The organism is Mesorhizobium sp. WSM4809 (genome assembly GCF_055811655.1).
The window spans coordinates 535,398-561,014 of sequence record NZ_JBVVQW010000004.1; the positions used below are offsets into that span (position 1 = coordinate 535,398).

Here is a 25,617-nt window from a genome sequence, read left to right on the forward strand (position 1 = left end):
CCTAGCGCCTGAAACCGGCTTTCTTTTCCAGCTTTTCAAGCAATGTCCTGAAACTTCCCTCGGTATCGCGTGCCAGCTTGAGGCTTTCGGTCTCCAGATCGGCGGGTGCGATATTATAGAAACGGCGGTAGCGGCCGAGATGCGTCTTGATCTCGGCCGGCGGGACAGCCCCAAGATGGACGACTTCATCCCCTTCCGACGCCTCAAATGTCTCGCCCTGTTCGGCATCGAAGCCGAAGGCCAGTGCGACGCGCGGCGAGTTGGGACTGTCTTTGAGGTCGTCGCAAAGGCTCTTCCAGATGCGCATATAGGCCTTCACAAGATCGGCATCGGATGCGGCGAGCGGACCGTGCAACAGCATCAGCACGCCGTTGCGGCCCGGCGACTTGTTGACGATTAGCCGCCGGATGCGGCCAAATGAGGCATCTTCCACCGGAACGTCGGCATTGTTGCTCAACCCCTTGAAGATCGCCACGCGCAGTTGAGTGTCCAGCTCGTCAGGATCCTTCGGACGCGCAGCCGCCTGAAGTTCCACCTTCAACAGCACAGGCTTGTGGCCTGGAAAGCGCTCGACAACGACGTCGCGCACTCGCTCTTCGAAGATCGTCGGCATCTGGTCAGCCGCCCCGCTCCAGAACAGCACTGCCGGATCGTCAGAAGCCGCAGGCGCGACGAAGGAAGCGTTTAGCCGGCTTTCGATCATGCCAAGCGCATCGACGCGGTCGACACGGATCGGGAAGTTGCCGACAGCGTCGTCGTCCTCGGCCACGCGCTCGTCGTCGTTGCCGAGGGCGGTCCAGTCGGCAAACTGGGCGGCAACCACCGTGGACGCCCAGTGGCCGCTACGCATCCAGTCTGTGGGGCAGTTACGCAGCACCTCGCGCACGGCGATAGGCGGCGAGAAGCGATCGACGATAATCGCTTTCAACGCCCGTTCGGCCAGGATACGGCTGGCGTCCATGCGCACGACCGTACGCATGGCGACGACGCAGGAGGCTGTTGCGGAGAAACTGCGCAACGCGCTGTCCTGGTTGGCGGCGGCGCCCAAGCACGCATTGAACCAGATGAAGGGCGGATTGCCGTTGGTGTTGACGACCTGGGTGATGACGAAGGCGATGTCGCCGACATCCTGCCAGTCCTCCTTACCATTGTTATCGAACTGGAACTTGGTGCCCTTGGCGCCGGGCGTGGTGCCGTGTCCGTAAAAATAGATGATATGCGGATCGAATCGCTCCGTCAGCATGGCGCTTTCGAACTCAGCGAGACTGCGCACGCATTTGATGTTCTGCGGGGCCTTGCCGGCCTCGTAATGTGGCTCAAGGATCTTCTGCAACGCTTCCCGGTGTGAGGCCGCACCGGTGTTCTTGGCTGCGTCGGTGTGGTTGACCTCGGGCATGACGAGCAATAGGCGCGGGGTAGGCGGCTGCAGGATGTTGTAGTTTCCACGTCGCTCATCGGGTGCGACGGCACTGGCATCGACGGTGATGGCAACGGGATCACTGCGGTCTAGCGCCATGAACATCGGCTTGCCGAGCGCGCCGCGCGTGAGCATGGTCCACGGTACCTTGCATATGAAGTCGATGAAGTCCTCGCTCTTCGACTCGCTGACTTCAGGAATGAAATGTAGCCACGAGCCGGGGTCGAAATCGACGCTCTTGCCGAACACGCTGTTCCAAAGTTCCACGCCGATCTTCGATTGCTCAGTGACGCGCATGTCCCAGGTGTTGTTGGGCAAGTAGTCTTTGTCGAGATAGTTATCGAGCAGGGCTTTGATGTCGGGGATTGACCGATTATCGAGCTTCATGTCCCGCGAGAGCGTCGTATCCTGCCAGGTCCTGGTAGCCGGATGCAGGATCTGGATGGTGTCCCCGGCCTGCTTGATGCGAATTTCGGTGCGCCTCATGCTGGCACCGTTTGCTGCTCTTCGCCGCTAAAGGCCGGTCCCTGCGCCGAGGGTGGCGCTTCTTGCTCCTGCGTGGCGGCCTTTGCCTCCTCGGGTTCAGGCAGGTCATACAGCAGGGGACGGACTTCGAGATAAATGCCATTGCGCACAACGACGCGGCGACGTTCGGCATTTATTGCAAGGATGGCGACGCCGTCGCGCGACGGGTCGACGCTTTCGCTGATCAGCGATTCCGCCCGGTATTGGTAGCCCTCGTTGTTGAGCGGAAACCCGGCAATGTCGAATTCGCCCTTCGAACCCGTCGCGGCCAAGGAAAAGCCGACGGGAGTGTTGTCGACCAGCGCGGCCTTGCGGTCCGGGAAGGGGGTGAGCCATCGCGGCCGCCACGGCAACGCCAGTTCGGCATTGCCGTGGGATAGCCCTTCGCCGAATACGATCCTGCCATCGGAGAGCGCGACGACGGTGGCGGTTCGATTGGAGTCTTCCGGGACGATTTCTGCCAGGGCGGTGATTTCAAGACCGAAGGACCCTATGCTTTCGGGCGAACCTGGGCCGGAGAGCGACTCGCTGGTAGAGGACGGTTCGAGTCCAGAAGGCAACGCCAGGTCGGCCACGCGGAAAATGTTGCCGTTTTCCAGACCGCACAGCACGGCGCCACCCTGCGAGAAGGCGAGTGCGGTGATGGCGCCGGGCAAGCTGAAGTGCTGAGGCCTGTTTCCTTCGTTCATATTGGTCACGATAAGGGTATCCGCGCGCCGGCCACAGCAGGCGATGCGGTTTCCCACTGTGCTCAGCGCGACCAGGGGCGAGCCGCCGATCTCTGTCGTCCCTATTGGCACCTCCACCAAGGACAGGTTGGCCAGCGGTTCGGCAGTAGTCTTGCCGGCCTCTCCGGCTTGCTGGAACGAGAAAAGGCGTCCGGACCGGGTTGCCAGAACCCCGGCCTGGATGTTCGGGAAAACCATCATCTCCGAGAAATCGTGAGGCACGGTGTCGGCTCTGGACAGCGGTTCGCGAAGGCTGACCGGTTCACGGGTGCCAAGCACGGCGTCGATACGGCTGAAGATGGCCTGCGCGTTCGTAGCGTCCGGTTCCATCACGAGGACATTTCTGCCTCCGGGCAGGAAGGCGACAAGCGGGGTGGCATCAGCGCTCAGCCGGACGCGAACCTCGGAAAGGCCGAGCGACCAGGTTGCGGATGCAGTCTCCGGTTCCTCCGCGGTTTCCTCTTCCGGCCCGGGCTCGGTGTGCGGACGGCCGGTCAATGCGGGAACCCGGGTCGAGTGTTGCGGCAGGAGCATCGTTCCTTGTTCGGCGGATTGGCCGGGCTGGCGCAGCCGCTGGACAAAATCCACGAACTTGCGCTCGTCGATCAGCCCGCCCGCTTTGATGTCAGCGAGATCCTGCAGTGCGCGTACCTGGCGCGGTGTGAAAAGTTCGGCCTGAGCCCGCGTGTAGCGCCACAGTTCGGCGGCGGTGATCGATGTCGGCTCCTCTCCGAAAGCCCCGTCCAGCACGCTCAGGAAGGCGAACTGCTGATCGCGTGGTGTGACCGAGGACCGCGATAGCAGTCGCCGGCGCATCTCGGCCGAGAAACGCAGGCCTTCCGGGCCGATCCAGCTTCCGGGCAGGCGCACGAGCAGGGAAAAGGCAAGCCCTTCCCCCTCGTCACCAAGCTGAGGATGCGCGCCTCGCAGCTTCTCAGCGAGCGAGAAGGAAACCGGCTCAACCATAGCACAGGCCGAAGCCCATTGCGCGTGAGGCTCGGAAAGAGTCTCGAAGACGGCAACTGACACCTTTGGAGACCCAGCCTTACGGATCGCCGCGCGATCTGGCGCAAAGGCGGAGGCAAGGGCCCGCCTTAAAGCGGGTCCAGTCGCAGCGTGCGGCCCGATGCCAAGACTGTCCAGCACTTCGTGGCGGCTGTCCCATAGCCGCGGGTCGTAGTAGTCGAAGGTCAGCACCGGTCCCTGCTCGCGCAGGTCGGCAAGCAGCGAGGCATCTCGGCGTGACAAGCGCCTCAGATCGCCGAAGACGGCGGTGAGCATCCAGCCACTGCCCTCGGCGATCGTCTCCAGCGCCGAGGCGACCGTGCCAGTTCGATACGGGTCCGACCGGTTTATCCCTGACAACGAACCGGAATAGACAAGGGCCTCGACAACCACGCCGCGCCGCTCAAGCGCGATCTGGAATTCCGCAGCAATCGTGTTCCAGTAGCTGGCGTCGCAGGACGCATCGGTGAGTATGACGACGGTCGGCAACTCCTTGCGCTTCTCGAAAACGAGGCTGTCGATGGTACCGCGCACGCGGCGGTCGACGGTGGCGCGCAGATCCAGCTCCGGCCTGTCGCTCTCGGTCAAACGGTAGTTCAAAAGCTCGACGATTTCGGATGCGAGCTGCGGCGTGAGGAAGCGTGGCGGAGGCCCTCCAAGCGAGCCGACCCGAAATACCGAATTGTCACCCTTGGCTAGAGGCTGAGGGATTTGCGGCTTGTCCTTGGGAAGTTCGCTTTTGATGTCGGCCTTTTTCCTCAGCTCGAAAATGAGCAGGACCGCGACGACACTGGATGCGACCAGCCCCGCGACCGTGCTGTGGCGAACCAGAAGTGCGAAAGCCAGGCCCTCCGGGTCCTCGTGCTCGGCGATGAGTTCGCCTCCGACCGGGTCTGTGAAGATGCCGGACACAGACATAGCGACCAGCGCCAGCCTGTCTCCCAGATCCGAAAGGGCGCCCGGAAAAAGAATGATAAACGCTGTGAGCAGGAAGACAGCAACAAGCAGCCAAAGCACCCGCGACATCCATTTTGGATTGCGAGCGATTTCTAGGAAACGGACGATCCGGGCCTGGAGCTTTTGCCTGAAGCCCGGTTCCGCCTGCGGGGGCTCATCGGGCCTGGGATCCTTTATTTTGGGCTCGATCGGATCGACGTTTTCCCTGGCCGCCTGCCCGGATAGTGGGGAAGGCGGCGCTAGCAACTCATCAATCAGCGTCGAAACCAGTTCGCGCTGTTCTTGACGCTTGCAGAAGATGGGAAGCAGCGCCAGCCTCAGCTCCTCCTTCGTCCATGCTTCCTGAGTGGAAAGCACGGCGGCGGCCTGCTCTATCTCGAAGATGCCGGCCCGGATGCGCATGTCGCGTAGCCGCCAGGTCAGCGCTTGAACGAGGCTATTGGCGGCCGCTGCGTGCATACTGTTAGCCCCTTCCGCTCGCAGGGCCGGCTGGTAACAATCGGAGCATTTGCACCTCCTAACCAAAAATCGCGTTATGGGGCTGGGTGTGATTCCGGCACGCCGCCGTCATCGGGAAACGTTACATCGAACCAGCCACCATCATTCAGCGCGCGCGTATCCTCAAGCTTTGCTCGTCCCGCCAGCAGGGTCAGCGTGTCGGTGTCGGGTACACCGGAGTAGGCGCCCTCGCGTGTTGACACGACGGCGAAGCGGGGGCGGCCGTCCGGCGCCTGCTCGGGCAGCACCTTGTCGAGTTGATGCCGCGGCGAGCCGTTCTTGCTGCCGTGATGGCTGACCTTCAGGAAATGCACTGGCTTCAATTCGTTTTCCCGATCCATCATCTCCCAGCTCTTCTCTTCCGCGTCGCCGGGGAAGAGCAGCCGCCAGCCGTCCCATTCGAGCTCGATGGCTATGCTCGAATTGTTGGCGGCCTTGTCGATCGTGCGCAGATTGGCGGCCATGCCGCTGGAACGAAACTCGATCAGATCGAAGAAGTCCCCTGCAGAGACACCCGCCGGGGGCGTGATGGCTTTGGCGTCGAGCGATAGGGGTGCAGCGCCGTCGAACAGGGCACCCAGCGTGCGGGGCGGCAGCGCGCCGTAGTAGATCGACGTGTCCTCCTCCGGCGCGAGTAGCCGGACTTTCGTGCGGCGGAATGGGTGATGCCCCGAGACGTCGGTCGTGCGATGCACGTAGAGCGCCTTCACGCCGTCAAGCCCGAGTTCGCTGATATGCTTGACGCAGTCCTTGGTGGATCGCGGGTTGTTGATGTCGAGCAGGGCCTGGATCCCGAGCGGCACTGGTACGGCGCTCTTTGCGAGAAACTCGGCGACGCTGTCGTAGGCCGCGAGTGCAGCGAGTTGCTTCCGCTTCGCCTTTGGGAAGCGGTTGTAGTAGGACGCGCCTTCCGACGAGGCGGTCATCCACAGGTGTCTCGCCTTGAACTCGATACCGAGCTTCCTGGCGCCATGGAGAAGCCCTTGCACATGGTCCATGTGCTCATGAGTCATGATGTAGAGATCGATTGGCTTGCCGCCGAGTTCGTCCCTGATATTTTCAAGCACGGGCTTGAAGACCTCGTCGCGACCCGCCGTCCCGGCAAGCGCATTGCCGACATCGATTAGCACGTTGAGCATGACCTCCTGACCGGCATCGTCGATCTCGGGAATGGTCAGCAGGATGGCATCGCCAAACAAGACATTGTAGATCCTGATCCTGAGTTTTCTTGCCATCTCAGTGCCCCATCATGTGCAGCATCTGGCCCATCGCGCGAATGCGCAATGTACCATTCTGGATCTGGACATTTGGGGAGCCGAACTCGAGGACCCCCTCAGCGATGTTGGTGGCAAGGAATGCCTTCCTCATGGCATCGTTGCGCAAGGTCGACGCGTCACGCTGCGAGGGATGATCGGGGCTGGTCGACAGCAGCGCATGCACCTTGCGCGTCTCCCAGTCGACCGCGAGCGCTGTGCCGCGTGTGACGGCCACCTCGTTAAAGAAGTCGCCAATCTGGAACGTCTGGGTGGACTGCCATGCAACCTTGAACAGGAGTGCCCGCATCACGGCCGGCTCTCCGTTCTTGCGCCAGGTCTTGCGGCTGACGTCGAGCCGCGGCCGCACTTCGAACGGCATGTTGGCGGGGATCAAAAGCTTCTGGCGCCATTTTTCTGCGAACTGGTAGGCTGCCCAGTCGCTGCGTACCAATTGCTCAAGGTCGAGGTCGGCGGGTATGTCGAAGCCTGCATCGACAGGGTCGAGCGTTCCGGCGTCATTGACCATCCCCCGTCGCAAAAATTCCGCTTTGATAAAGTCACGCGGTTCGGAGTCTTGCGGGTTCGAATAGGTGTCGGCAACGACCATGGCGCGGCCGTAGTCGGCGAAGGAGATCTCGCCCGGCGGCAGATAGTCCAACGCTCGGAAGGCGATGCGTTTGAACTTCTCAGTCGCCTTGAACAGCGCGAAACCTGAAACGGAAAAGCGGATCTTGTCCTTTTCCTCCTTCGTCGGTGCCGACAGGCCCGCCTGCTTTCGCTTCTGCTTGTCTTTGGCAAGCTTGTCCTGAAAATCCTCCTGCCTGATTTCCTCGTATTCGGCGACAAGCAGGGCATAGAGCGCGCCGGTGAGCACGGTGCTGAGGTCGTGCGGCTCATTTAGATCGAGATCGTCGGGCTTAAGCATCGACGCTTTGTTGTTGAGGTCACGCAGCGGTCGCCCTTCGCCGTAGAGGGCCTCACCGAACTGCCGGGCGATCTCGTTGAAGGCTTCGGCTTTCCGGAGGTCGCCGCCAGTGTCGATCATCACCTGACGCAGCAGGCGATCCGTGCGCACCGCGAGCATCACCGCTCCGAGGTCGGCAATCGCCTCGTGCATTGCGAGCGATTGCGGCGACGTCGCATTGTAAAGATCGGGCGCGATGCCATCGAGGATCGCGTGCGTCGTTTCGTGCCCGACGACGTCCGGCGACAGGCAGGTGTAGACGAACTTGCCGGGCTTCTTGGGGTTGGGGTCGTCGACGAAGAAGAACTGCAGGCTGCGTGAATCGCGATGGTAGAAGGCATTTGGCATCTTGCCGGCGCGTGGCACGACGAGCAACTGCTCGCCGTCGAAGGCCCAGCTGAGCTTGCGGCCGAGTACATCCTGCCCCTCGAAGATAGACATCATCTTCATGACCGCCGTGAACACACTGACCTGCATGAAGTCGGCGGCCTCGAAGTCCAGTTCGTCGTTGACCTTGTAGTATCCCTGCGTCCGGCCCTTCGGCGGCACGAAACGCGCACCGGGCATCACCGCGCCAGTGTCGGGATCGAGGTCGATCACCGCCACGCGCCGTGACACCGGCCCGTCGAGCAGAGGCTCTGTCGCCGCATACTCCCAGCCCTGCATCCGGGTTTTCGTACCCTTGGGCGCAGGGCCTGGCTCGGCGTCCATATATTTTAGCTTGACGACGTTGGTGTCGGGAACCGTCTTCTTCTTCGCCACAGGCGTCCTCTCCTATTTGTAGGTCACCACGAACTGCGCTGGTTTCTCCCCGGAAGGCTTGCCGGCGAAGCGCGCGCGATAGAAGCCTGGCTTGCCGAGGGGCGGCAGGCGCAGCTTCAGCGAAGGGATTGGTGGACCGGAGTAGCTTACCTTCAGGGCCTCGCCGGCGGCCGTGAAAGATTGGTCGGGTCCGTCCGTGCTTTCCAGCACTACCTTTCCCTTGACGATGTCGACCGGTGCCGACGGTGCGATGACTAGTTCAATCTCATCTGTCTTGCGGATGGTCAGGGACTGTACGGAAAGTGTTGCGGTCTCTGTCCCCTTCACGCCAACGGGCGGAGTCGGAAAGTTCTTGCCGAAGAGGCGGAAGAACACGGCCTTGAAGGTGGTTTCCGTGAAGAAGCCGGCATGCTCGCCGACGACGAGCTGCTTTTGCGCCGAAACCGGAAGTGCACTCCACAACGGTACCGTGCCGTCGCCGGCGTCTTCTGAACGGGTCACCTGTCTGGAGCTCGTGCCGACGTTTATGCGGGTCGCGGTCTTGTGGCCGGTTCCGGCGAAGTAGAAATACCGGATATGCTGGGGTTCCTTCCCATTCCTGAGCGTCTCGTGAACCCAGGCGGCACGGGCGACCAATGCCGGATTCATTCCAAGGCTGGTGGCGACAGCCGGGTCATAGATATCAAGGTCGCCCAGCGTGCCGCCTGCCTTGATGTCCCAGCAGGCCGCTTCGCCTGGTGCGGGAAGAAGCTGGTAGCCGGACGGATAGCGCTTGTCCGCCGTGATTTCGCGAAAGTCGGCCGCGCTGATGCCCATGGCGCTGTCGAGGCCGAGTATACGCGCCAGTGCGAGCGGTGCGCCGAGATGCGGCGTTGCCAGCGTCATGAACGCATTGATCTTCCCGAACCAGGGTCTTGCATCGAACTTGCCGGCCTCGAGCATCAATCGGCTGATCAACCCGCCCATGCTGTGGGCAACGATGGTGATCGACGTTGTGCCGGCGGGCAGCGTGTCGAGCCGGTCTGCCAACTGATCGGCAAGGACTTCAAGATCTCGCCGCCAGTCATAGGGGAAGACGTGGAGGCGGTCGCCCGGCCCGCTCTCCTTGAAGCCGATGGTGGCGAACGTGTTGACGAGCGGCTTGTAGACGTCGAAGCAGGACACCGCGCGCACCACATCGCCAACGACGAGGTCTTCCAGCAGCAGTTTCTGTTTACGCTTGTAGCCGAAGGTGACCTCGAGCGGTGTCGGAGGCCAGACTTCCTCGCCGTCCGGCAGCGACAGGATCGAGCCCATGATCCCCGGCACAAATACCACGCACTTCATGGCCTGCTCTCTTTCGTCTGGTTGGTCGTCTACTGTGTCGGATCGAGTGTGCAGCCGCAGCTGCAGGTGTGGTATGCACCGCTGTTGCCGGTCCAGTTCAAGCGAATGTGGCCGAGACCAGTACCGCCCGCACCTCCCGGACGATCTTCAGTGCGCCGTTCGTCAAGGCCTGCGGCGGGATGGCCGATTGCCCAGCGCGAGGTCGCCAGGCCCTGAAGTGAAGTCGCCAACGGATGCCCGTAGATGTTGCTGTGTCCATAGGAGAGCGCGACGCGCGGCGTGCCGGTGCCGGGCTTCGCCGGTGGCGTGCCCGTTGCGCGACCGCCATGATGGGCGGCCGCGACGCCCGCGATCGCCTTACCTGCGACAAGCGTGGGAACATCGCTGTAGCCTGCGTCCCCCGGCAGCAAGATCGGATCGCTGCCGGCTGTTCCCCAGACCCACACCGCAATGCCGGACCTGTTCTGGTTGCTCCAAGGCCCGGTGCAGCGCTCCAGATCGATCTTGCCGGCCGAAAGGATTCCGTTGCCGTTCCAGACCATCAGCGTGCCCGTGGTCGCAATGGCGTTTGCCATCGCCGACTGCGGGCCTGGGCCAAGCGTCTGCAGTGGTGCGATCCAAGTCATAGCCTGCCCCAACGGATAGATGTTGGCCGCATGGAAATGGTCGTAATGCCAGTGGGTCAGGATGACCGGAGGATCATGCCGGAGGCAGACCACATCCTCCGGCCTGACGTATGGCCCAAGATCAGTCGCCAGCGCCAACATGCGCGCGACCTTGTTCGACGCGGGCCGAACCGAAATCCTGGCTCGACGCGGCGGGCCGGCGATACTGTTGTAGACGGCGGCCTCGCCCTTGCCGTCTGGGACCAACTCGATCTGCGACCACTCAGGCAGAGCATCGTGCGGATGCCGTGCAAGCCACTCGGCCCCGGCATCCGACGCATTGATTTCGATCGCGTAAATCGGCGCGCCGTCGACATGGCTTCGCCAACTGCCCGGTTGAGGGAGTGGCCCGGACAGCGCATAGATCCGGTCGAAGTAATCCGCGTTGACAGCGTCGAAGAGCACAAACTCGCTGTCGGCCCCGTCGATGAGCAGAGCGTATGCTCGGCCGGGAATGTCGAAGCCCGGTTCGCGCGGTCCGAAGAAGTCGTGCATGCTCCCGTTCCCTTCCCGATGACGGAGTTACCTGCTCAGGCGCGATCCGACCTACCGCTTGAAGAGTTCCATGGATGGTTCTGTCGGAGCCAGCGGTACGGCATCAAACGGATCAGTCGGAAAACCGAACTTCGGCACATCGGTGGCTTGGTCCGCCATCTGTGGGTAGTTGGCAAACACCCAAGCCCGAAAATTCTTTATGCCCAGGGCTACTTGCAGTGAGTAATCAAGCGGCTGAGTGCCGTTGACAAACGATGCCACACCGAGATTGAGGAAGTAGCGTCCCACAACGCCATCGTCGTAAGGATCCTGCGGCGGCCCCGGCATAAGCAGGCCGGCCGACACCTCAGCCAGGCTTCCTCTCGTGATGGCGCGTCCCCAGTCGAGCGCTTGTCCGTGGCAAGCGATGCATGATGATTTCGGATTGTCCACCGGCCCGTTCAACCGGCCAAAGAGGCCAAGGGTGTGCCGAGGCAAAGCGAAGAACTTCTCTGCAACAGCAGGGTTGACCCAGGATTCACGCACCGCCTTGCCACGCTGCTCATACTGGAACGCTGTCAGCATGGGGTCATTGCCCCACGTCACGCCGACGGGCGTCAGTCTTTCATAAGGTGTGTTGCCGGGCGTTCCGGCATCATACATGAAGGTACCGAAGAACCACCCCGACACACCGTTGAGCCGATTGTCCTTGACCGCCACATCGACCTGCAGCAGGCGCATCCTGGTGACCTCGCCCTTTTCGCCGATCGCGGCATCCCATTCCAGTGACCCGGTGAGATAAGGCACCTCCGAAGGGTCGGCAGCCGTGAAGAGCAGCTTGATCGCGTAGCTGCCATCGGGAAAGGCGAAATCCTTCGTCTTGGGTGAGGCGGGGTCCTGCCACACCAGGGCAAGCCTCCGGCAAGCAACGTCGTTATAAAAGCCGATCGCCCAGTTCTGACTGAATGTCTGTTGCCTGGCATGAAGTTCGAACGGGCGGGATCCGCGCTCCAGTGTCATGCCGCGCAGCCGTTCACGCAGATCCTGAAACCAGGGCGCGTGGCACCATGTGCTTGCCTTGTTGTCTTCAATGCGCCAGTCGACCCCCTGATTGTCTTTCATGCCGTACTCCAGCAGCGCTTTCGCATAGCGGGCCGGTTCTTGCATTGGATCGATCTGTTTCCAGGACAATTTCGGGGTAGCGATCGCTGCCAGCGACCCCAGTTTGAGAGCGAACTCGCGGTGGCTTGCGCCTTCCGTCAGGGGTCTCGTGCTTGAACATGCGAATTTGATGCGCGCGGCCTCATTGAATGGCGTTCCTTCGTGCACGGCGCAGGGTGGCTCGTCCGCAACCTGAGCAGGGCTGGCCGACAAGAAAGCCGCGAAAAATACGCTCACCAGAGAAAACAGAAGTGCACGCTTCGCCATGGCCATCTCCCCGAAAACATTCTCAGCGATTGCGTTCGGCGACTAACTTAATCGCTGCGATATACGCCTCGATGTCGCTATTTTCGAACCCTTCATTCAACGGGATCGAGATCCCCGTCGCCACCGCTTCTTCGGCGCCGGGTAGAGAAATCTTGGTGTAGTCATAAACCCGTCCCGATACGACCTCAGCAGGCCACGCTCCGGGGAAGAAGGATTTGTTCAAGAAGTATGGACTGCGGTAGATCGGCCTTGGCACGTAGGAGCGTGAAAATTCCAATCCCTGATCGCCAAGCTGCGAAAGGAACTCATCCCTCGTGCACTTGATGACTGTGGGGTCGATCCGCAGAAGAAAGAAGAAGTAGCTGCATTCGCCGTCCGCCGGCTTTCCCTGCGGGATGATGCCTGAGATTCTCGCTAACTCCTCGTTCAGTCGGTCGCCCAGTTCGCGCCGCTTTTGAACAATGCCATCGAGCTTCGGCAACTGGGCGGCTGCCATTGCGCCGTCCAGTTCACTCATACGGTAATTTGGTGCAAGCGCGTGCAGCCGCACGTTGCGACCGTGCCGGTCATAGTACTTGTCGGCGTAGTTGTGGCAGAGATAGAAGTCATCGTCCGAGCCTGTCAGAACAAGACCGCCTTCGCCGCTGGTAATGTGCTTTTGATCGTTAAGGCTGAAACACCCGAAACGCCCGAACCTGCCAACCGATTTTCCTTGGTAGATAGCTCCCAACGCCTGAGCGCAGTCTTCGATGAGCACGATGCCCTTCTTGGCGCAAAGCGAGGCGATGGCGTCGATCTCGGTGGGGCGGCCCGCCAAGTGCACAGCAACCACCCCTTTTGTCCGCTCGGTTATGACCGCCTCGATGTGCTCTGGACGGGGCATGGCGGTGTCGGGGTCGACGTCCGCGAACACGGGGATAAGATTCTGGTAGAGGATTGCATTGATTGTACCGATGTCAGTGATCGGGGTTGTGATCACTTCCGACCCGGTGGGCATCTGCGAGGCCGCCACAGCCACATGGAGACTGGCCGTCCCTGATGACGTGGCGACGGCGCGGTGAGCGCCGAACTTCTTGGCATAAGCCGCCATCGCGCTTGCAACGACCGACTGATCCTCAGGCCAGTACCACAGCCTGTTCTTGTCGAGCGCAGCACTCAGCGCGGCGAGTTCTTCAGGACCGAAGCGATCGGGACGTTTTGGCGCTGCCAAGGGACTCTCCTGATTGAACGCGTTTGAAACTCCCTTAAGTAAATCGGCCCCACAAAGATAAAGATAGTGGGACGGCACTGATCCACCCGACCGCGTTGACGAATTCACGGTGATTTCACGGGAAGCAGGGGACTTGCTCTAGCGCCCACAATCTTAAATTGGCCGCGACAAGAATTGAATATAGGTGCCGTGCTTGACGCGACGGGGCACGGCGGATCTCGGCGAGCGCTATACTCTGGCGCTTCGCGCTTTTCGGACGGCAGTTCACCTTGTGTTTCCCGCGCGCGGTCGTCGACAGCCGTTCACGGCTCCAGCAGATCGTTGATCGGGCCCGCAACTCTCCTTTGTACAGTCTCCATGATCGGCAGACGCCTCAGCGTATTCACCGGATAGCTCGGATCAAGTAGGGCCATTGGGCTGAAGCCTGGCTCCTGCTGCCGTAGCGCTTTGACCGCCTGACGGAGCAGCGGCGTCTCATCGCGGTGCAGGTGCAAGGCCACCTCATAGCGCCGTGTTGAGACAAAGTCCGGGCGGAAGCGAAGGCCCGTTCTGGCGTGCAACAGCGCCCGATCGTAGTCCGCCAGAGCTGTTGCGGCCATGCAGGCGAAATGCTCGAAATAGAACTGAAAAGGACTATGTTTGGTAAGGTCCAGTGCACGCCGGGCGGTCTGGTATCCCTCTTCCAACTTGCCGTTTGTGCTCAAGGCGTTGGAGAGCAGCGCCCATCCCAACGGGTCCGTCGGATCGCGCTCGACGCCGCGCTGCGCCATCACGAGCGGCGTACGCAGATTGCCTTGGTGAATATACTCAATCTGCGAACTGATTGTCTGAACAACGGCATCGTCGGGCGAGTGGCGGAGCGCTTCCACAGCGAGCTCGGTGACCGGCGCAACGTTGTCCAGGAATGACATCGTTCGATGTTGAAAGAATGCGGCATTGCGCAAGAAGCCGCGCCAGACCAGGTACCGGCCGCGCGGCTCAATCTCGAAAGCGCGCTTGAATAGGCTGTCAGCGGCAATGAGGCTTTTCTTGTCAAGACGAAAAAACAGGTTCCGCGCTTGGTGCGCCAGGACGGATGCACAAGCATCCGCTCCATTAATCGATGCCGCTTCGGCGAAAGCATCGGAAACGCGTTCGACTGTGTTGAGCGCAAGCCTGTCCAAATCGACCGACTCGTGCATCGCGCCGATGGCACCAGGCACGCTCGCATTGTCGGACCACAGCCGACGGCCATTCTGAATTTCGACGGACAGGAAAACGTCGTTGCTAACCGCAACGGAAAGCACTCGGATCAAGAGTATCGCCTGCGGCTGGCCTCCGGGTGCATCGAGATCATCCGCACCGTCGGACCCGTCCGCACTCATGATTTCCAAATCGTCCATCTGCCGCAATGCACTCAGGATACGATTTTGCAACAGACGTGCGCCGACATCGGCCGCTGGCGCTCCTCGTGCATCGCTGCGCACAAGGACGATGCGTCTTCGACGCGGCGCTGCCCTGCGCTGCTGCACCCATCTCTCTAGGACATGGCTGCGCACGTCGCGGATAACATGTTCGAATTCACGGTCGTGCACGTCGACGTCTTCAAAGGCCTCGACCGTACCTCCCTGCCTCATATCGACGGACGCTTCGTACACAACCCTGAAGCCCGCGGGCTCTAAAGTCACGGCATGCCGCGAGGCTACCAGCAGTTGACGGTGCGGCCCCAGCCCGCGGCGGATCTCACTGAGGACCGCCCGCAAACTGCCTGCCGCCTGTTCCGCTGCCCGGTCGCTCCACAAGCGCTGCTGCAGCCATGCCCGCGTGCGGGTGTGGCCGGGCGCGACGGCCAGAAGCGCAATCGCCCCGCGCGCCTTGCTGCCCTGTGGCGCGAAATCACGCCCCCCCTCATCGGTGAGGGTTAGCCTGCCGAGAGCATTTAGCTTTAGCATGTCCGCCCGCAGTAGTACTCTGTGCCCTATATTTACTTACTGCAATTTTCGGCGTCCCGCCATCCATTAGAAGAAGCAAATGTTATTGCGCCATTGCTGACCCACGCGGGGAACGCAAAATCATATGGCTGAAGTGAGCGAAATCCGTTCGGCAAGAGTTGCTGGTAGCCGGTGGTGACACGCACGCGGTAGCCACTCCATTCCCCCCCTTAGGCTCGCATCGAAGTATTTCACGGTGTTTTCACGCCCACGAGTTTTTCCGTGATCTAGGATTGCGAGCATCTCGTCTGCACCAATTTTGCAAACCGCGTTGGTGAATTCGTTCAAGCGATTGCGCTGCCCGTCAAAGGAGGATGCCTTGGATAAACTAGCGCCGAAAATACTGGTCAAATCGAATGCCGGCCCGCGACGGGCAATCGGCGCGGCATCGGCCAATCCTCTCGGCATCGTTGTCGACCTCTTGCCATCGGGCTTCCCGACGCGGCCTGGAACACGGATACGGCCGACCACACTGACCATCCATAATACGGACAATTCCGGTCCGGGCGCCGACGCCGCAGCACACAATCGATACATTCGCGGCAGTGACGCGGTCGCCCGCAGGGTATCGTGGCACTTCACGGTCGATGACAACGACATCTATCAGCATCTCCCGGTCAATGAGATGGGATGGCACGCTCATGCCGCCGCCAATGCATCCAGCATTGGCATCGAGGTCTGCATGCATCGCGGCATGAATGAAGCAGCCGCATACGACCAGGCGGCGCGGCTTTGCGTGTTTCTGGGCATGCAGCTCGGCATCACCGCGCCCGAGGGCCTGCGCCAGCATCATGACTGGACAGGCAAAAACTGCCCCAGCGTCCTGCGCGGGCAGCCAAATGGCTGGCGGACGTTCCTCGACCGCGTCGCCTTCTACAGCAAGGGATCGCGCGGGCGCTCGCCGAGCGACGTCAACTTTGTCGCGGCGGCAAAGGCGGGAGTCGCAAGCACGCAAGCTCCAGAGGCAACAGACGACGCGCTCGCGTCCATCGATTATCACTTTGCAGCGCATGCCGACGCCGGCACAGCTGCCGCCGATCAAGCCCTGCCGATCCCGACCGGGGACCCGATTGCGTTCGCCACGTCCACCGCAAGCACATCCTACTGGCCTGTTGTGACACGCCATCCGCGCGCCTTGGAAGTCAACACGCGCCTGGTCGGCGGCGGCGCTTCGGGTGCCAATGCCTCACGTCGCTTCCTTGCCGACCGAAGCGGCGGCGCCCGCTATCACTGCGCGATTGATCTTTACTCTTCCGAAGGGGACGCGGTCGTCGCCGTGGAAGACGGCAGAATCGCCAATTTCTACCCCTTTTATGAAAACACCAACGCGCTCTTGGTGCAGCACGATGGATATGTGGTCAACTACGGCGAAGTCTCGCCCAACTCGCTCTCATCGCTCGGCCTGAGCATCGGCGACCGGGTGAACGCCGGGCAGCGGATCGGCACTGTCGGCCGATTGAACATGCTGCATTTTGAGACCTATTCGAGCGGCACGACCAAAAACTATTCCTGGCCGAAGGCCAACCCCCGCCCGAGCCGATTGCGCAATCCAAGCCAGTTACTTCTCGACCTTGCCGCGTCCGCCGTGCGGCTCGATGCCGATCAGGCCGTGGCTCCCCTCAGTATTGCAAAATCGGACCGCATGCAGACCGTCAGCGCGCCCTCGATTGCTTTTGTACCGGCAGCCGTACCGCCGATGGATGAGAAGAATTGGCATTCGTTCGGCAACGGAACAAGGGAATGGCGGTACGACGAGCGCGGCCTTGCCACCCGCGAGAACGGCACTGTCGAGCGCCAGCGTTGGGAGCATGGCCTCGATACGATGCGCAAGATCATGGAGTACATGGGTTCCGAGTTGCTCGCCGCGAGCGCCAAACACGGCATACCGCCGGCGCTGCTCCTGATGACGGTGGCGACCGAGACGCACATCTATAAAGCCGACAAATTCACAGGCCCGAAAACATTCCGCTGGGAGGCGCATGTCGAGAACGACGACGTCAATCCGCAGACGCTCGGGGACTATTCGGCAGGCCCCGTGCAATCGCTCGGCACGACGGCACGCTGGGTCATCCGCTCGAAAGGCACGGTGTTCGACCTCGACTACGATCCCTTTGCGGTCGCACCGGTGTATCCGGCCAAACCAGACCCTAAGCCGGCTAATCATCCGTTGTATGATTTTGCAACCAATCTTGATCTTGGCGCCGCGGAAATCCGGATCCGGCAAAACAAGAGCGGCTTCGATCCGATCTTCGTCGCGGCCGCGTTCAACGCCGGCGGACTCTACAGCAGTGCGCATAGCCCGTGGGGTTTGCGTACTTATGGCGACCATCTCGACCGGGCGGCAAAATGGTACGGCGACGCCTGCGCGCATCTGATTGAGATCGGAATCGTCTAGTTCTTCATCAATGCTGCCGCTAGTGAGGAAAGAACGTATGCTCGTTTGGGAAGGAATTCTCTTAAGCATCCCATGCGGGTGGCTTGTTGGTCTTCGAGACAGGTGCCAAAAGCGAATTTATAATACACTTATATCGTTCTCTGCGATCGTTGTGTCCATAGCGTTATTTACACCTAGCGGTTATATGGAGACAATATTGGGAGTATCATTGGGTATGACTTTGCACCGAGGGGTTTATATTTGGTGCGCCGGCATGTCGCGACGACTGGCACCTGGCCCACAACAGGAGGACGAGTTAGCATGTTAGACATCGCCCATCTCGGGGCAGCCAGCTTCGGTGCGATCATCGGCTGGCTGGTCTACTACATCAATCGCTATCGCAAGGCCGACGTCCAATTCAGCGATCTGACCACGATCGTGGGTATCGTTGGCGGCGCTGGGGTAACCTCGCTTTTTGGCGACGGCGACAAGGCTCTTTTCGGCGCCTATGGCATCGGCCTGTTCGGCGGGTTCTTCGCCTATTTCCTGGCTCTCATCATCATGGTGCGCAATTCAGGCGGCGCGTTCGGCGTCGCGTGGTTCCTGGACGGTCGCCGCAAGAAGCTGCAGGCTGACGAGGAGCTGCAGGGCGAGGTGCCGGCCGGTAACCGACCGATGGACGTGAATCTCAATCTCCACCAGCGCGTCGCCGCGATCGAGGGGCGACAAGTGGCGGTCGAGACCGCAATCAGAGAAAAACCAACCCAACCATAAGGAGATAAGCGATGGCCGAGAATCCGAAACACTTTTGCATGTGCCTTACCGGAGCGCCGATGACGGGCGCAGACAAAACCGGGGTCTCATTCCACAAGGCTGCGGTGCTCAAGGAGGCGATGTGGGACGATGGCGCCCTGATCACCTGCCGGTTTGTTGGCGGTTCCGCCGCGCTTCAGGCCCGGGTCCGCGCGGTCGCCAAGGAGTGGGAGAATGTTGCGAATCTGACGCTGGATTTCCGGGCTAAGGGGCCAACGGACATTCGCATCGCGTTCGTTCAGGGCAACGGTTCGTGGTCCTATCTCGGCACGGTGTGCCGTCAAATCCCCGAGCCCCGAGAAACTATGAACTACGGATGGCTGGACGACGGCTCGAGCGAAGATGTTTTGCGCCGTGTGGTGCTTCACGAGTTTGGCCATGCGGTGGGCCTGATCCATGAACACCAGAATCCGCTGGGCGGCATAAAGTGGAACCGTGACGCGGTGATTGCCGATCTCAGCGGACCTCCCAACAATTGGGATCTTGCGACCATCGAGAACAACATGTTCCACCATTATCCAGACGATACGGTGATTGCTTCGCCAGTCGATTCGTTGTCGATCATGATGTACCCTATCCCGAAGGCGTGGACCCTTGACGGGTTTTCGGCGGGTATGAATTCTGAGCTTTCGAAAACGGACAGGCAACTCGTCAGCCAAGCATATCCCAAGTGACCAATGCCGAAGCACGACCACTACGCAATCGCGATCGGTCTGAAGACCTATCCAGGTCTCACGAACCCTCCAGCTGACCTGCAGGGGCCGGAAAATGACGTAGAAAGCATCTGCAAGTGGCTGCTCGCACCCACCGGCGGCGATCTGCCGCCGGACAATGTCAAGAAGATCGTCTCTTCCGACTTTCCGGCACCGCCGTCCGATGAGCCTTGGGCGGAGCACCTTAATCGGCACGCGTTTATGTGGATCGAGGGCCTCGCCGAGAGAAATGTCGCAGCAGGCATGGGCCGGACAGTCGGCGAACGTCTCTACATCTATATGTCCGGTCACGGCTTTTCGACTGTCCAGCGCATGGGCTGCCTGCTGACCGCTGATGTGGCACCTAACAAGGTCAATGCGAACATCTCCGCATCGGCATGGCTGAATTGGTGGCAGGATGCTGGCTATTTTCAGGAATTTGTTCTGTTGCTCGACGCCTGCATGAACCGCATGTCGATCGCGGTGCCAAATCCGCCACCGCTAGCGGCGGTCAGCAATCCCGTTCCGCCTGGCGCTGCCTTCGCTGCCTTCGCCGCCAAGCGGCCTTTGAAAGCCGTGGAAGCGCCCGTCGCGGAGGACGGCGGAAAGTTCCACGGCGTCTTCACCTGGGCATTCCTCGACGGAGTTAAAGGCGCCGCGGTCAATGGGGCGGGCTCCGTGACCGGCCAAAGCATGGCCAACTGGCTCCGAAACGCCCTCCCGCATCGTCTTGGAGAGGCGGACCGGAAAAATCTCGAGATCTCGCTCGAGCCCGAAATCGTCGCCGAGCATCCGCAAATCGTGCTCGCGAAGGGGATCGCGCCGATGACGTTCGACATTCAGCTGCAGTTCGAGCCGGACGCCGTTGGAAAGTCCGCCCGCCTATGGTCTGGCGCGCCGCCCCAGGCCTCGGCGTTTGAGACATTGGTGGCCATGACCGCCAAGCTGCCCGCAGGCCTCCATGTCATCGAGGTTCCCGACAGCGGCTATCGTCAAGGTTTCGAGGTGACGCGAGCGGGGGCGGTGAAGGTAACGGAGAAGGGACCGAAGGTATCGCTTACCCCGAACACTTTCAATCTGTCCCTCGACGGAGGCGACTCGGCAAACCAGATCTCGATCGAAACCGCGGAGTTCGAGACCGCCGACAACGGCAAAGGGCGACTTGACGCAAGATTGAGATGTGGCATCTACCGCGCCCGCATCCGGGTAGCCAGGGATCTTGTGGATCAGGTGTTCCTTCTCGACCAAGACCTGATTCTGGGCCCCGGCGCTCTGCCTCGAATTGCGTCCGCGGTCCCATTTCGCGACGCACCGCTTTCTCACGAGAACCAGTCAGCTTTGGTTGATCACTTTGCGGAGCGACTGGCTCCCGGGCCTGGAAGGGCGCAGATCGCGGTTGTTGCGAGAAGTTGGACATCCGATACGGTCGCCGCAATCGCCAATCCCTGGGAGGGTGTCAGGATCGTCGACTCACACGGCAGGGAGATCGCAGACCTTTCCAAGACCAGCACCAAAGACGAGGCCTCGAAGGATGGGATCGCACACCATACCGTTGATATCGAGCCCACAATCGCATTCCTGAGGTTCCACAACCCATCTGCCGGAACGACCGAGATGACATTGCCGGCAGTTGCGGGCTGGCGTCTTGAAGCCTATCTCTTGCGCTTCCAAACCGGCGAGCAAGAAGGGCCTCCTCGGATATCCTTCATCATGCGGAATGGAAAGGATGAACCGCCGGACCGCAAGGTGCTTTGGTCGGTCGCAGAAAACGACAGATTCGAGAAGGCTTCGATCGCACTTGCCGAAGAGCGTCCCATTCTAAACGACAGGCTGGAGGAGTTGCTCCTGCAGAAGTATAAGAACCCGCTCGAAGGCATCGTCGGCGCGCATCTCTTACTTGTTCAAGACGAGGCCGACCACTCGGTCGACCTCAACGATCTCAATATCGTGGTCGCCAACCTACGCGGCCTCGTCGGCAGTGAGCACCCAGATGTGGAAGCGCTCTCGCTTCGCTGCCCTGACGTGTCTTTGCGCCGGACGCAACCTTTCACGGCGCCGCCCTTATTCGAACGGAGTTGGCGACTGATGGTCGAAGCGAGCCAGCAAAACCGGGCGCTCGTTCCACTTGCTCTATGGAATCGCGTCGCCGCGCTTTCGACAATGCCGCCCTATCTTGCATGGTCGGCGAACCGCGAAGTAAGGAAAACCTATCGTTCGACACTTCTGGAGAACCTCGTTGCGGCGGCTCCTCTTGCGGCGCCGGTGCCGCAGGAGATGATGGGTTTCGACCCCGTCGCGCCCAAGAAGCTTGCAGCCCCCGCGTCGAAGTCCATGAAGGCGGCCAAGCCGAAAACCGGGAAGAGCGCGGCCAAATTCTCGCCGAGCGGTTCGAAGCGCGCCGCATCCGGGCGGTCCTCCGTTCCATCGGCTGCGAAGTCACTGGCTTGTGCGGAACCGAAGCCTACGGGATTCGACGCCGCCGACGGCAAGCTTGGCTTTGCGTCAACAGAGGCGCAGGTGCGCCGCTTTGCCCTCACCTACCAGCTCCCTGCCTCGGCTCTGAAAGCCCTGCAGAAGAAACGGGGAACCTAGATGGAGCGCGGCTGGTCTCCGGGTGAAGCGGGCTTTGGCTTGCAACTCGGAACGCTGACCATGTCTTTTCAACGATTCGAGCTGCCCAATACTGGCGTTGTCCGTGTCGCCCCGCGAAGCTTGGGAGCGCTCCCTATCGCAAGAGCGCGCAATGGACGATTGCTTCTTCCCGTTGATGACAAGGAAGCCTTTTGGATTGGCCTTTCATCACGGGAGGAAGTCTATCTCGTACAATTGGGGGCGCTTCTCAACGACGGGACGGGGACGCAACTCGGTGAAGAAGCGCAGGCGGTGCCCCCGGACACCCGGATCATTGGCTGGTCGGCCGCTGGAACCTCGTATTGCGCGTTGTCAAGAGTCGCTACAGGCAGCGCCTTGGGGGTGGAATCGATTTACTTCGCGGCGCGGAGAGTCGCTTCACGAGATGCCGGACCGATCGAGGACAAGGTCTTCTTGGTAGACTATGCAGAATATTCCGCCGCTACGTTGCGGCCGCCGCCCGAACGAATCGACCCTTCGGCCGGATATGGCGGCCAGTTGCTCCCTTGAAAAATGAGCAATAGACCGGTGCATTCGCGGGCTGTGTCAACAACATCAGGTTCGATCTTTCGCCCTCCGATGTTCATTGCAGAGCGATTTCCGCCATCTAATCCATAGGCTTGTAGACGTCACCCGATCGCTTCCAATGGGGCGCCCGAGAGCAAAGTAACTGGTCGGTTGAACGATCCTGCCAGCTCTTTTGACTTACTCGACCAAGCGACGGCTCAATTGCTCTCCAGCTTTGGAACAGCTCTTGTATCGCAGGAACGGCTTGTATGGGTCGCTTCTGAAGGGCAGCTTCCCGGCCGTTCGAGCGCAAACCTGTCCGTCAGCAAACGGCCCGTTGCGGCCACTTTTGAACTCCCGCATTTTGGCTTTTTCCAGCGCGAAACTGGCCTTAGGCGATGAATGGAAAACGCCAAATGTTCCTGGTCTGTGCTCCGAAAGTCGCATAAAAGGGCATACTGGTGTGACGTCCGGAATTATTTGGCATTCACGGGGTTTACCAGTCCGGAATTATGGGTTGCTGGCGCGTGGGCTATGCAATTGAAAAAAGGCGAGTTTTCTGGCTGAGGGTATGGGTTTCCGATCGAAAGATCGAGTTTACCAATGACCTCAATGACAGTTAATTCTGGATTGGCAATAAGTGGTTGGATTTGCGTACAATGTAGCCGCCCCTATTGGTAAACCCGCTCACGATCGGCCACGGATTGGTCAACCCAAGACGACAGGATTGGTAAACCGGAGCAGCCCTTTCGACCAAGGTCTAGCCCAGCGCATTCACCGTCGCACGACAATCGGGACCAGAGTGCGACGCCGCCTAGCTTGAGACACGTCGGCCACGCCGCAAATCGACACGGTTTGACCGGGCGCGCGCAATACCGCACACGATCTTCTAACCTCGGCTTAATTCCGGAGAGAGGCAGATAATTCTGAACACCACACCGGACGCAGTTGGGAGGACAGCTGGGTTGTGGCGTCGGCTCTGGCGCCGCTGACGCAGCGGCTTCGCTTTCTTGTCGCCGTCCGGCCGGGCCTGCAATCGCCGACGCTCGCCGCCCGCATGACCTCGACGCTCGACCGCATTTCCGGCGGACGCCTGCTGATCAATGTGGTCACCGGCGGGGACCCCGTCGAGAACAAGGGCGACGGCATCTTCATCAGCCATGACGAGCGCTATGAGGTGACGCGGGAATTCCTCGACATCTACAAGGCCGTGCTGCGTGGCGAGACTTTTGCCTTCGCAGGCAAGCACTTCCGTATCGAGGGCGGCCGGCTGCTGTTTCCGCCCGGGCAGACGCCACATCCGCCGCTCTCGGCGGCTCATCAGAGGTGGCCAATGCGGTCGCCGCCGAGCAGATCGACAAATATTTGACTTGGGGCGAACCGCCGGCCGACGTCGCCGCCAAGGTTGACCATGTGCGCGGCCTTGCCGAGAAGGCGGGACGAGCGGTGAGTTTTGGAATCCGATTGCATGTCATCGTCCGTGAAACCAACGACGAAGCCTGGGCCGATGCCGACCGGCTGATCAGCCGGCTGAACGACAAAACGATCGCCGAGGCACAGAAGGTGTTCGCGCGCATGGATTCTGTTGGCCAATCGCGCATGAGGCGGCTGCATGGCGGCATCGCGACAAGCTCGAAATCAGCCCCAACCTGTGGGCCGGGGTCGGCCTGGTTCGCGGCGGCGCCGGCACCGCCCTGGTCGGCGATGCGGCCACGGTGGCGGAACGGAGCGTATTGGTATCGATTACCTTCATCCTCTCCGGTTATCCGCATCTGGAGGAAGCCTATCGTTTTGGCGAACTGGTGCTACCGCTATTGCCGCTTGATCATGAAATCTCGACGCGACCGACGGCCGTGAACATGGGGCCCTCGGCGAAACGGTGGCCGGCGACCATCGGCCATCGGCGCTCCGCGCGAGTCAGTCTTGAGCGCCAGAGAATCGGGCAGAGGGCCGGTCGTAGTCATCATCGGCGGCGGCTTTTCCGGTGCGGCGACTGCGTTTCATCTTGCGCGGCTTCTGCCCGCCGGTGCTGCCGAAATCGTCGTCGTCGAGCCCCGAGAGGGGCTCGGCTATGGTCTGGCCTATTCGACGCCCGATCCTTCACACCGCATCAATGTGCCGGCGTCGAGGATGACGCTGATCTCTGGCCAAGACAGCCACTTTGCCGACTGGCTGGAGCAGACCCGCGCCATTGCGGACGATGCCGAGGCTATTGCCGCCAAAGGAGCGCTCTACCCGCATCGTCGCGTTTTCGGGCGCTACGTGGAATCCCATCTTCAGCCCTTTCTGCTCGGTAAAACGATCCGCCATGTCAGATCCGCAGTTGCGTCAGCCGAGCTCAGTGGCGAGGGCTACCACCTGATCCTCGCTGATGGAGGAACGCTCGCAGCGGACGCCCTGGTGATTGCGACGACGCATCCGCCACCGGCTTTGCTATTGCCGCTGCAGTCCGTGATTGGCGCAGCCGGGTTTGTGGCCAATCCCTATGATCTCGAAAGGCTGGGAGCGATCGGACGCGACGACCATGTGCTGATAGTTGGCACTGGACTGACGTCGGCGGATGTAATCGCGACGCTCGACCGCAGTGGCCATCGCGGTCGCATCACCGCACTGTCGCGCCATGGCTACCGGTCGCGAGGCCATGCGGCTACGCATGCCGATCCGATCGGCGACTTCACCACCTGTCTGCACGCAGCGCCACAGCGTTGCTCAGGCGTATCCGGTCGACCATCGCAACCGCCGCGCAACAGGGCGAAGGCTGGCACCGGTTCTCGACGCCGTCCGGCGACAAGGGCAATCATCTGGCAGGCCCTGCCGCTCGCTGAGCAACGCCGCGTCGTGCGGCCATTTGCGCGCGCTGTGGGATGTCCATCGCTTCCGCATAGCGCCACAGATCGCGGCCGTGCTCGATCGCCGGGTTGCCGAAGGCACGCTCGCCTATCGCGCCGCATCGATTGCCGGCGCCGAGCAAGTCGACGGGCGAATTCGCGTCACGCAGCGACTGCGTGGCCAACGCCGCGTCCTTGCCAGGCTTACGACAGCGTGATCGTGACGACTGGGCCGGCGCATGCCGATATTTTCCGGACCAATACGGCGGTCGCCGCTCTCGGACGGTTGGAGCTAGTCCGACTAGACCAGGCCGGTCTTGGACTTGAAACCGACGGCCAAGGCCATGCGGTCGGCACATCCGGGCACGACCGACAGCATTTTTGTCAGCGGGCCGCTGGCGCGTGGCAGCGTCGGTGAATTGATGGGAATACCCGAGGTCACCGCGCACGCCGAGCGCATCGCCGACGAAATTCACCAATGGCTAGGACACCAGACTGCGTTGCCTCGCAAGGCGTCGTGAGCTGCAGACACGATGAGCCTGTTCAGATGGCATTGACGGAACGCATTGCGAAGATGGAAAGCGCTT

The 25,617-nt window shown here is 61.0% G+C and carries 15 protein-coding genes and 1 pseudogene; 7 read left to right on the forward strand and 9 right to left on the reverse strand.

Annotated features, from left to right (window positions below):
- Nucleotide 1 precedes the first annotated feature (1 nt).
- The 9 genes from AC0L24_RS13720 to AC0L24_RS13760 form a co-directional block, all read right to left on the reverse strand.
- Nucleotides 2-1,903, reverse strand: coding sequence for a hypothetical protein (locus tag AC0L24_RS13720; protein WP_473563822.1), 1,902 nt, complete (start codon nt 1,901-1,903; stop codon nt 2-4).
- Nucleotides 1,900-5,091 carry a hypothetical protein gene (locus AC0L24_RS13725; protein WP_473563823.1) on the reverse strand — a complete coding sequence of 1,064 codons (3,192 nt, stop codon included), beginning with the start codon at nt 5,089-5,091 and terminating at the stop codon, nt 1,900-1,902. The genes AC0L24_RS13720 and AC0L24_RS13725 overlap by 4 nt, the downstream gene beginning before the upstream one ends.
- A gap of 74 nt (nt 5,092-5,165) precedes the next feature.
- Nucleotides 5,166-6,365, reverse strand: a complete 1,200-nt coding sequence (locus AC0L24_RS13730) for a ComEC/Rec2 family competence protein (RefSeq protein WP_473563824.1) — start codon at nt 6,363-6,365, stop codon at nt 5,166-5,168.
- Between the two features lies 1 nt (nt 6,366).
- Entirely contained in the window at nt 6,367-8,112 is a 1,746-nt protein-coding gene (locus tag AC0L24_RS13735) for a gluzincin family metallopeptidase (RefSeq protein WP_473563825.1), read from the reverse strand.
- Nucleotides 8,113-8,124: 12 nt separating this feature from the next.
- Complete coding sequence (locus tag AC0L24_RS13740) at nt 8,125-9,438, reverse strand: alpha/beta hydrolase (RefSeq protein ID WP_473563826.1); 1,314 nt, start codon at nt 9,436-9,438, stop codon at nt 8,125-8,127.
- A gap of 29 nt (nt 9,439-9,467) precedes the next feature.
- Complete coding sequence (locus AC0L24_RS13745) at nt 9,468-10,598, reverse strand: ComEC/Rec2 family competence protein (protein ID WP_473563827.1); 1,131 nt, start codon at nt 10,596-10,598, stop codon at nt 9,468-9,470.
- Nucleotides 10,599-10,649: 51 nt separating this feature from the next.
- A complete protein-coding gene (locus AC0L24_RS13750) occupies nt 10,650-12,005 on the reverse strand; it encodes a hypothetical protein (RefSeq protein WP_473563828.1) in 1,356 nt (451 codons plus the stop codon).
- A gap of 22 nt (nt 12,006-12,027) precedes the next feature.
- Complete coding sequence (locus AC0L24_RS13755; RefSeq protein WP_473563829.1) at nt 12,028-13,215, reverse strand: DegT/DnrJ/EryC1/StrS family aminotransferase; 1,188 nt, start codon at nt 13,213-13,215, stop codon at nt 12,028-12,030.
- A 302-nt stretch (nt 13,216-13,517) separates the two neighbouring features.
- Nucleotides 13,518-15,146 carry a hypothetical protein gene (locus tag AC0L24_RS13760; RefSeq protein WP_473563830.1) on the reverse strand — a complete coding sequence of 543 codons (1,629 nt, stop codon included), beginning with the start codon at nt 15,144-15,146 and terminating at the stop codon, nt 13,518-13,520.
- A gap of 313 nt (nt 15,147-15,459) precedes the next feature.
- Between AC0L24_RS13760 and AC0L24_RS13765 the strand changes: the two genes are divergently transcribed.
- From AC0L24_RS13765 to AC0L24_RS13795, 7 genes and pseudogenes are all read left to right on the forward strand, one after another.
- Nucleotides 15,460-17,580 (forward strand): N-acetylmuramoyl-L-alanine amidase, encoded by a 2,121-nt coding sequence (locus AC0L24_RS13765; RefSeq protein WP_473563849.1) that lies wholly within the window; start codon nt 15,460-15,462, stop codon nt 17,578-17,580.
- Between the two features lie 300 nt (nt 17,581-17,880).
- Nucleotides 17,881-18,333: a hypothetical protein gene (locus tag AC0L24_RS13770; protein ID WP_473563831.1), complete on the forward strand. Its 453-nt coding sequence runs from the start codon at nt 17,881-17,883 to the stop codon at nt 18,331-18,333.
- 11 nt (nt 18,334-18,344) lie between these two features.
- Nucleotides 18,345-19,046 (forward strand): M12 family metallopeptidase, encoded by a 702-nt coding sequence (locus AC0L24_RS13775; protein WP_473563832.1) that lies wholly within the window; start codon nt 18,345-18,347, stop codon nt 19,044-19,046.
- Between the two features lie 3 nt (nt 19,047-19,049).
- A complete protein-coding gene (locus AC0L24_RS13780) occupies nt 19,050-21,656 on the forward strand; it encodes a hypothetical protein (RefSeq protein WP_473563833.1) in 2,607 nt (868 codons plus the stop codon).
- Nucleotides 21,657-22,205 carry a hypothetical protein gene (locus AC0L24_RS13785; protein ID WP_473563834.1) on the forward strand — a complete coding sequence of 183 codons (549 nt, stop codon included), beginning with the start codon at nt 21,657-21,659 and terminating at the stop codon, nt 22,203-22,205.
- Between the two features lie 934 nt (nt 22,206-23,139).
- Nucleotides 23,140-24,129, forward strand: a pseudogene (ssuD, locus tag AC0L24_RS13790) (alkanesulfonate monooxygenase); the annotation flags it as partial.
- Nucleotides 24,126-25,448 carry an FAD/NAD(P)-binding protein gene (locus tag AC0L24_RS13795; RefSeq protein ID WP_473563835.1) on the forward strand — a complete coding sequence of 441 codons (1,323 nt, stop codon included), beginning with the start codon at nt 24,126-24,128 and terminating at the stop codon, nt 25,446-25,448. The pseudogene ssuD and the gene AC0L24_RS13795, both read left to right, overlap by 4 nt.
- The last annotated feature ends 169 nt before the right edge of the window (nt 25,449-25,617 follow it).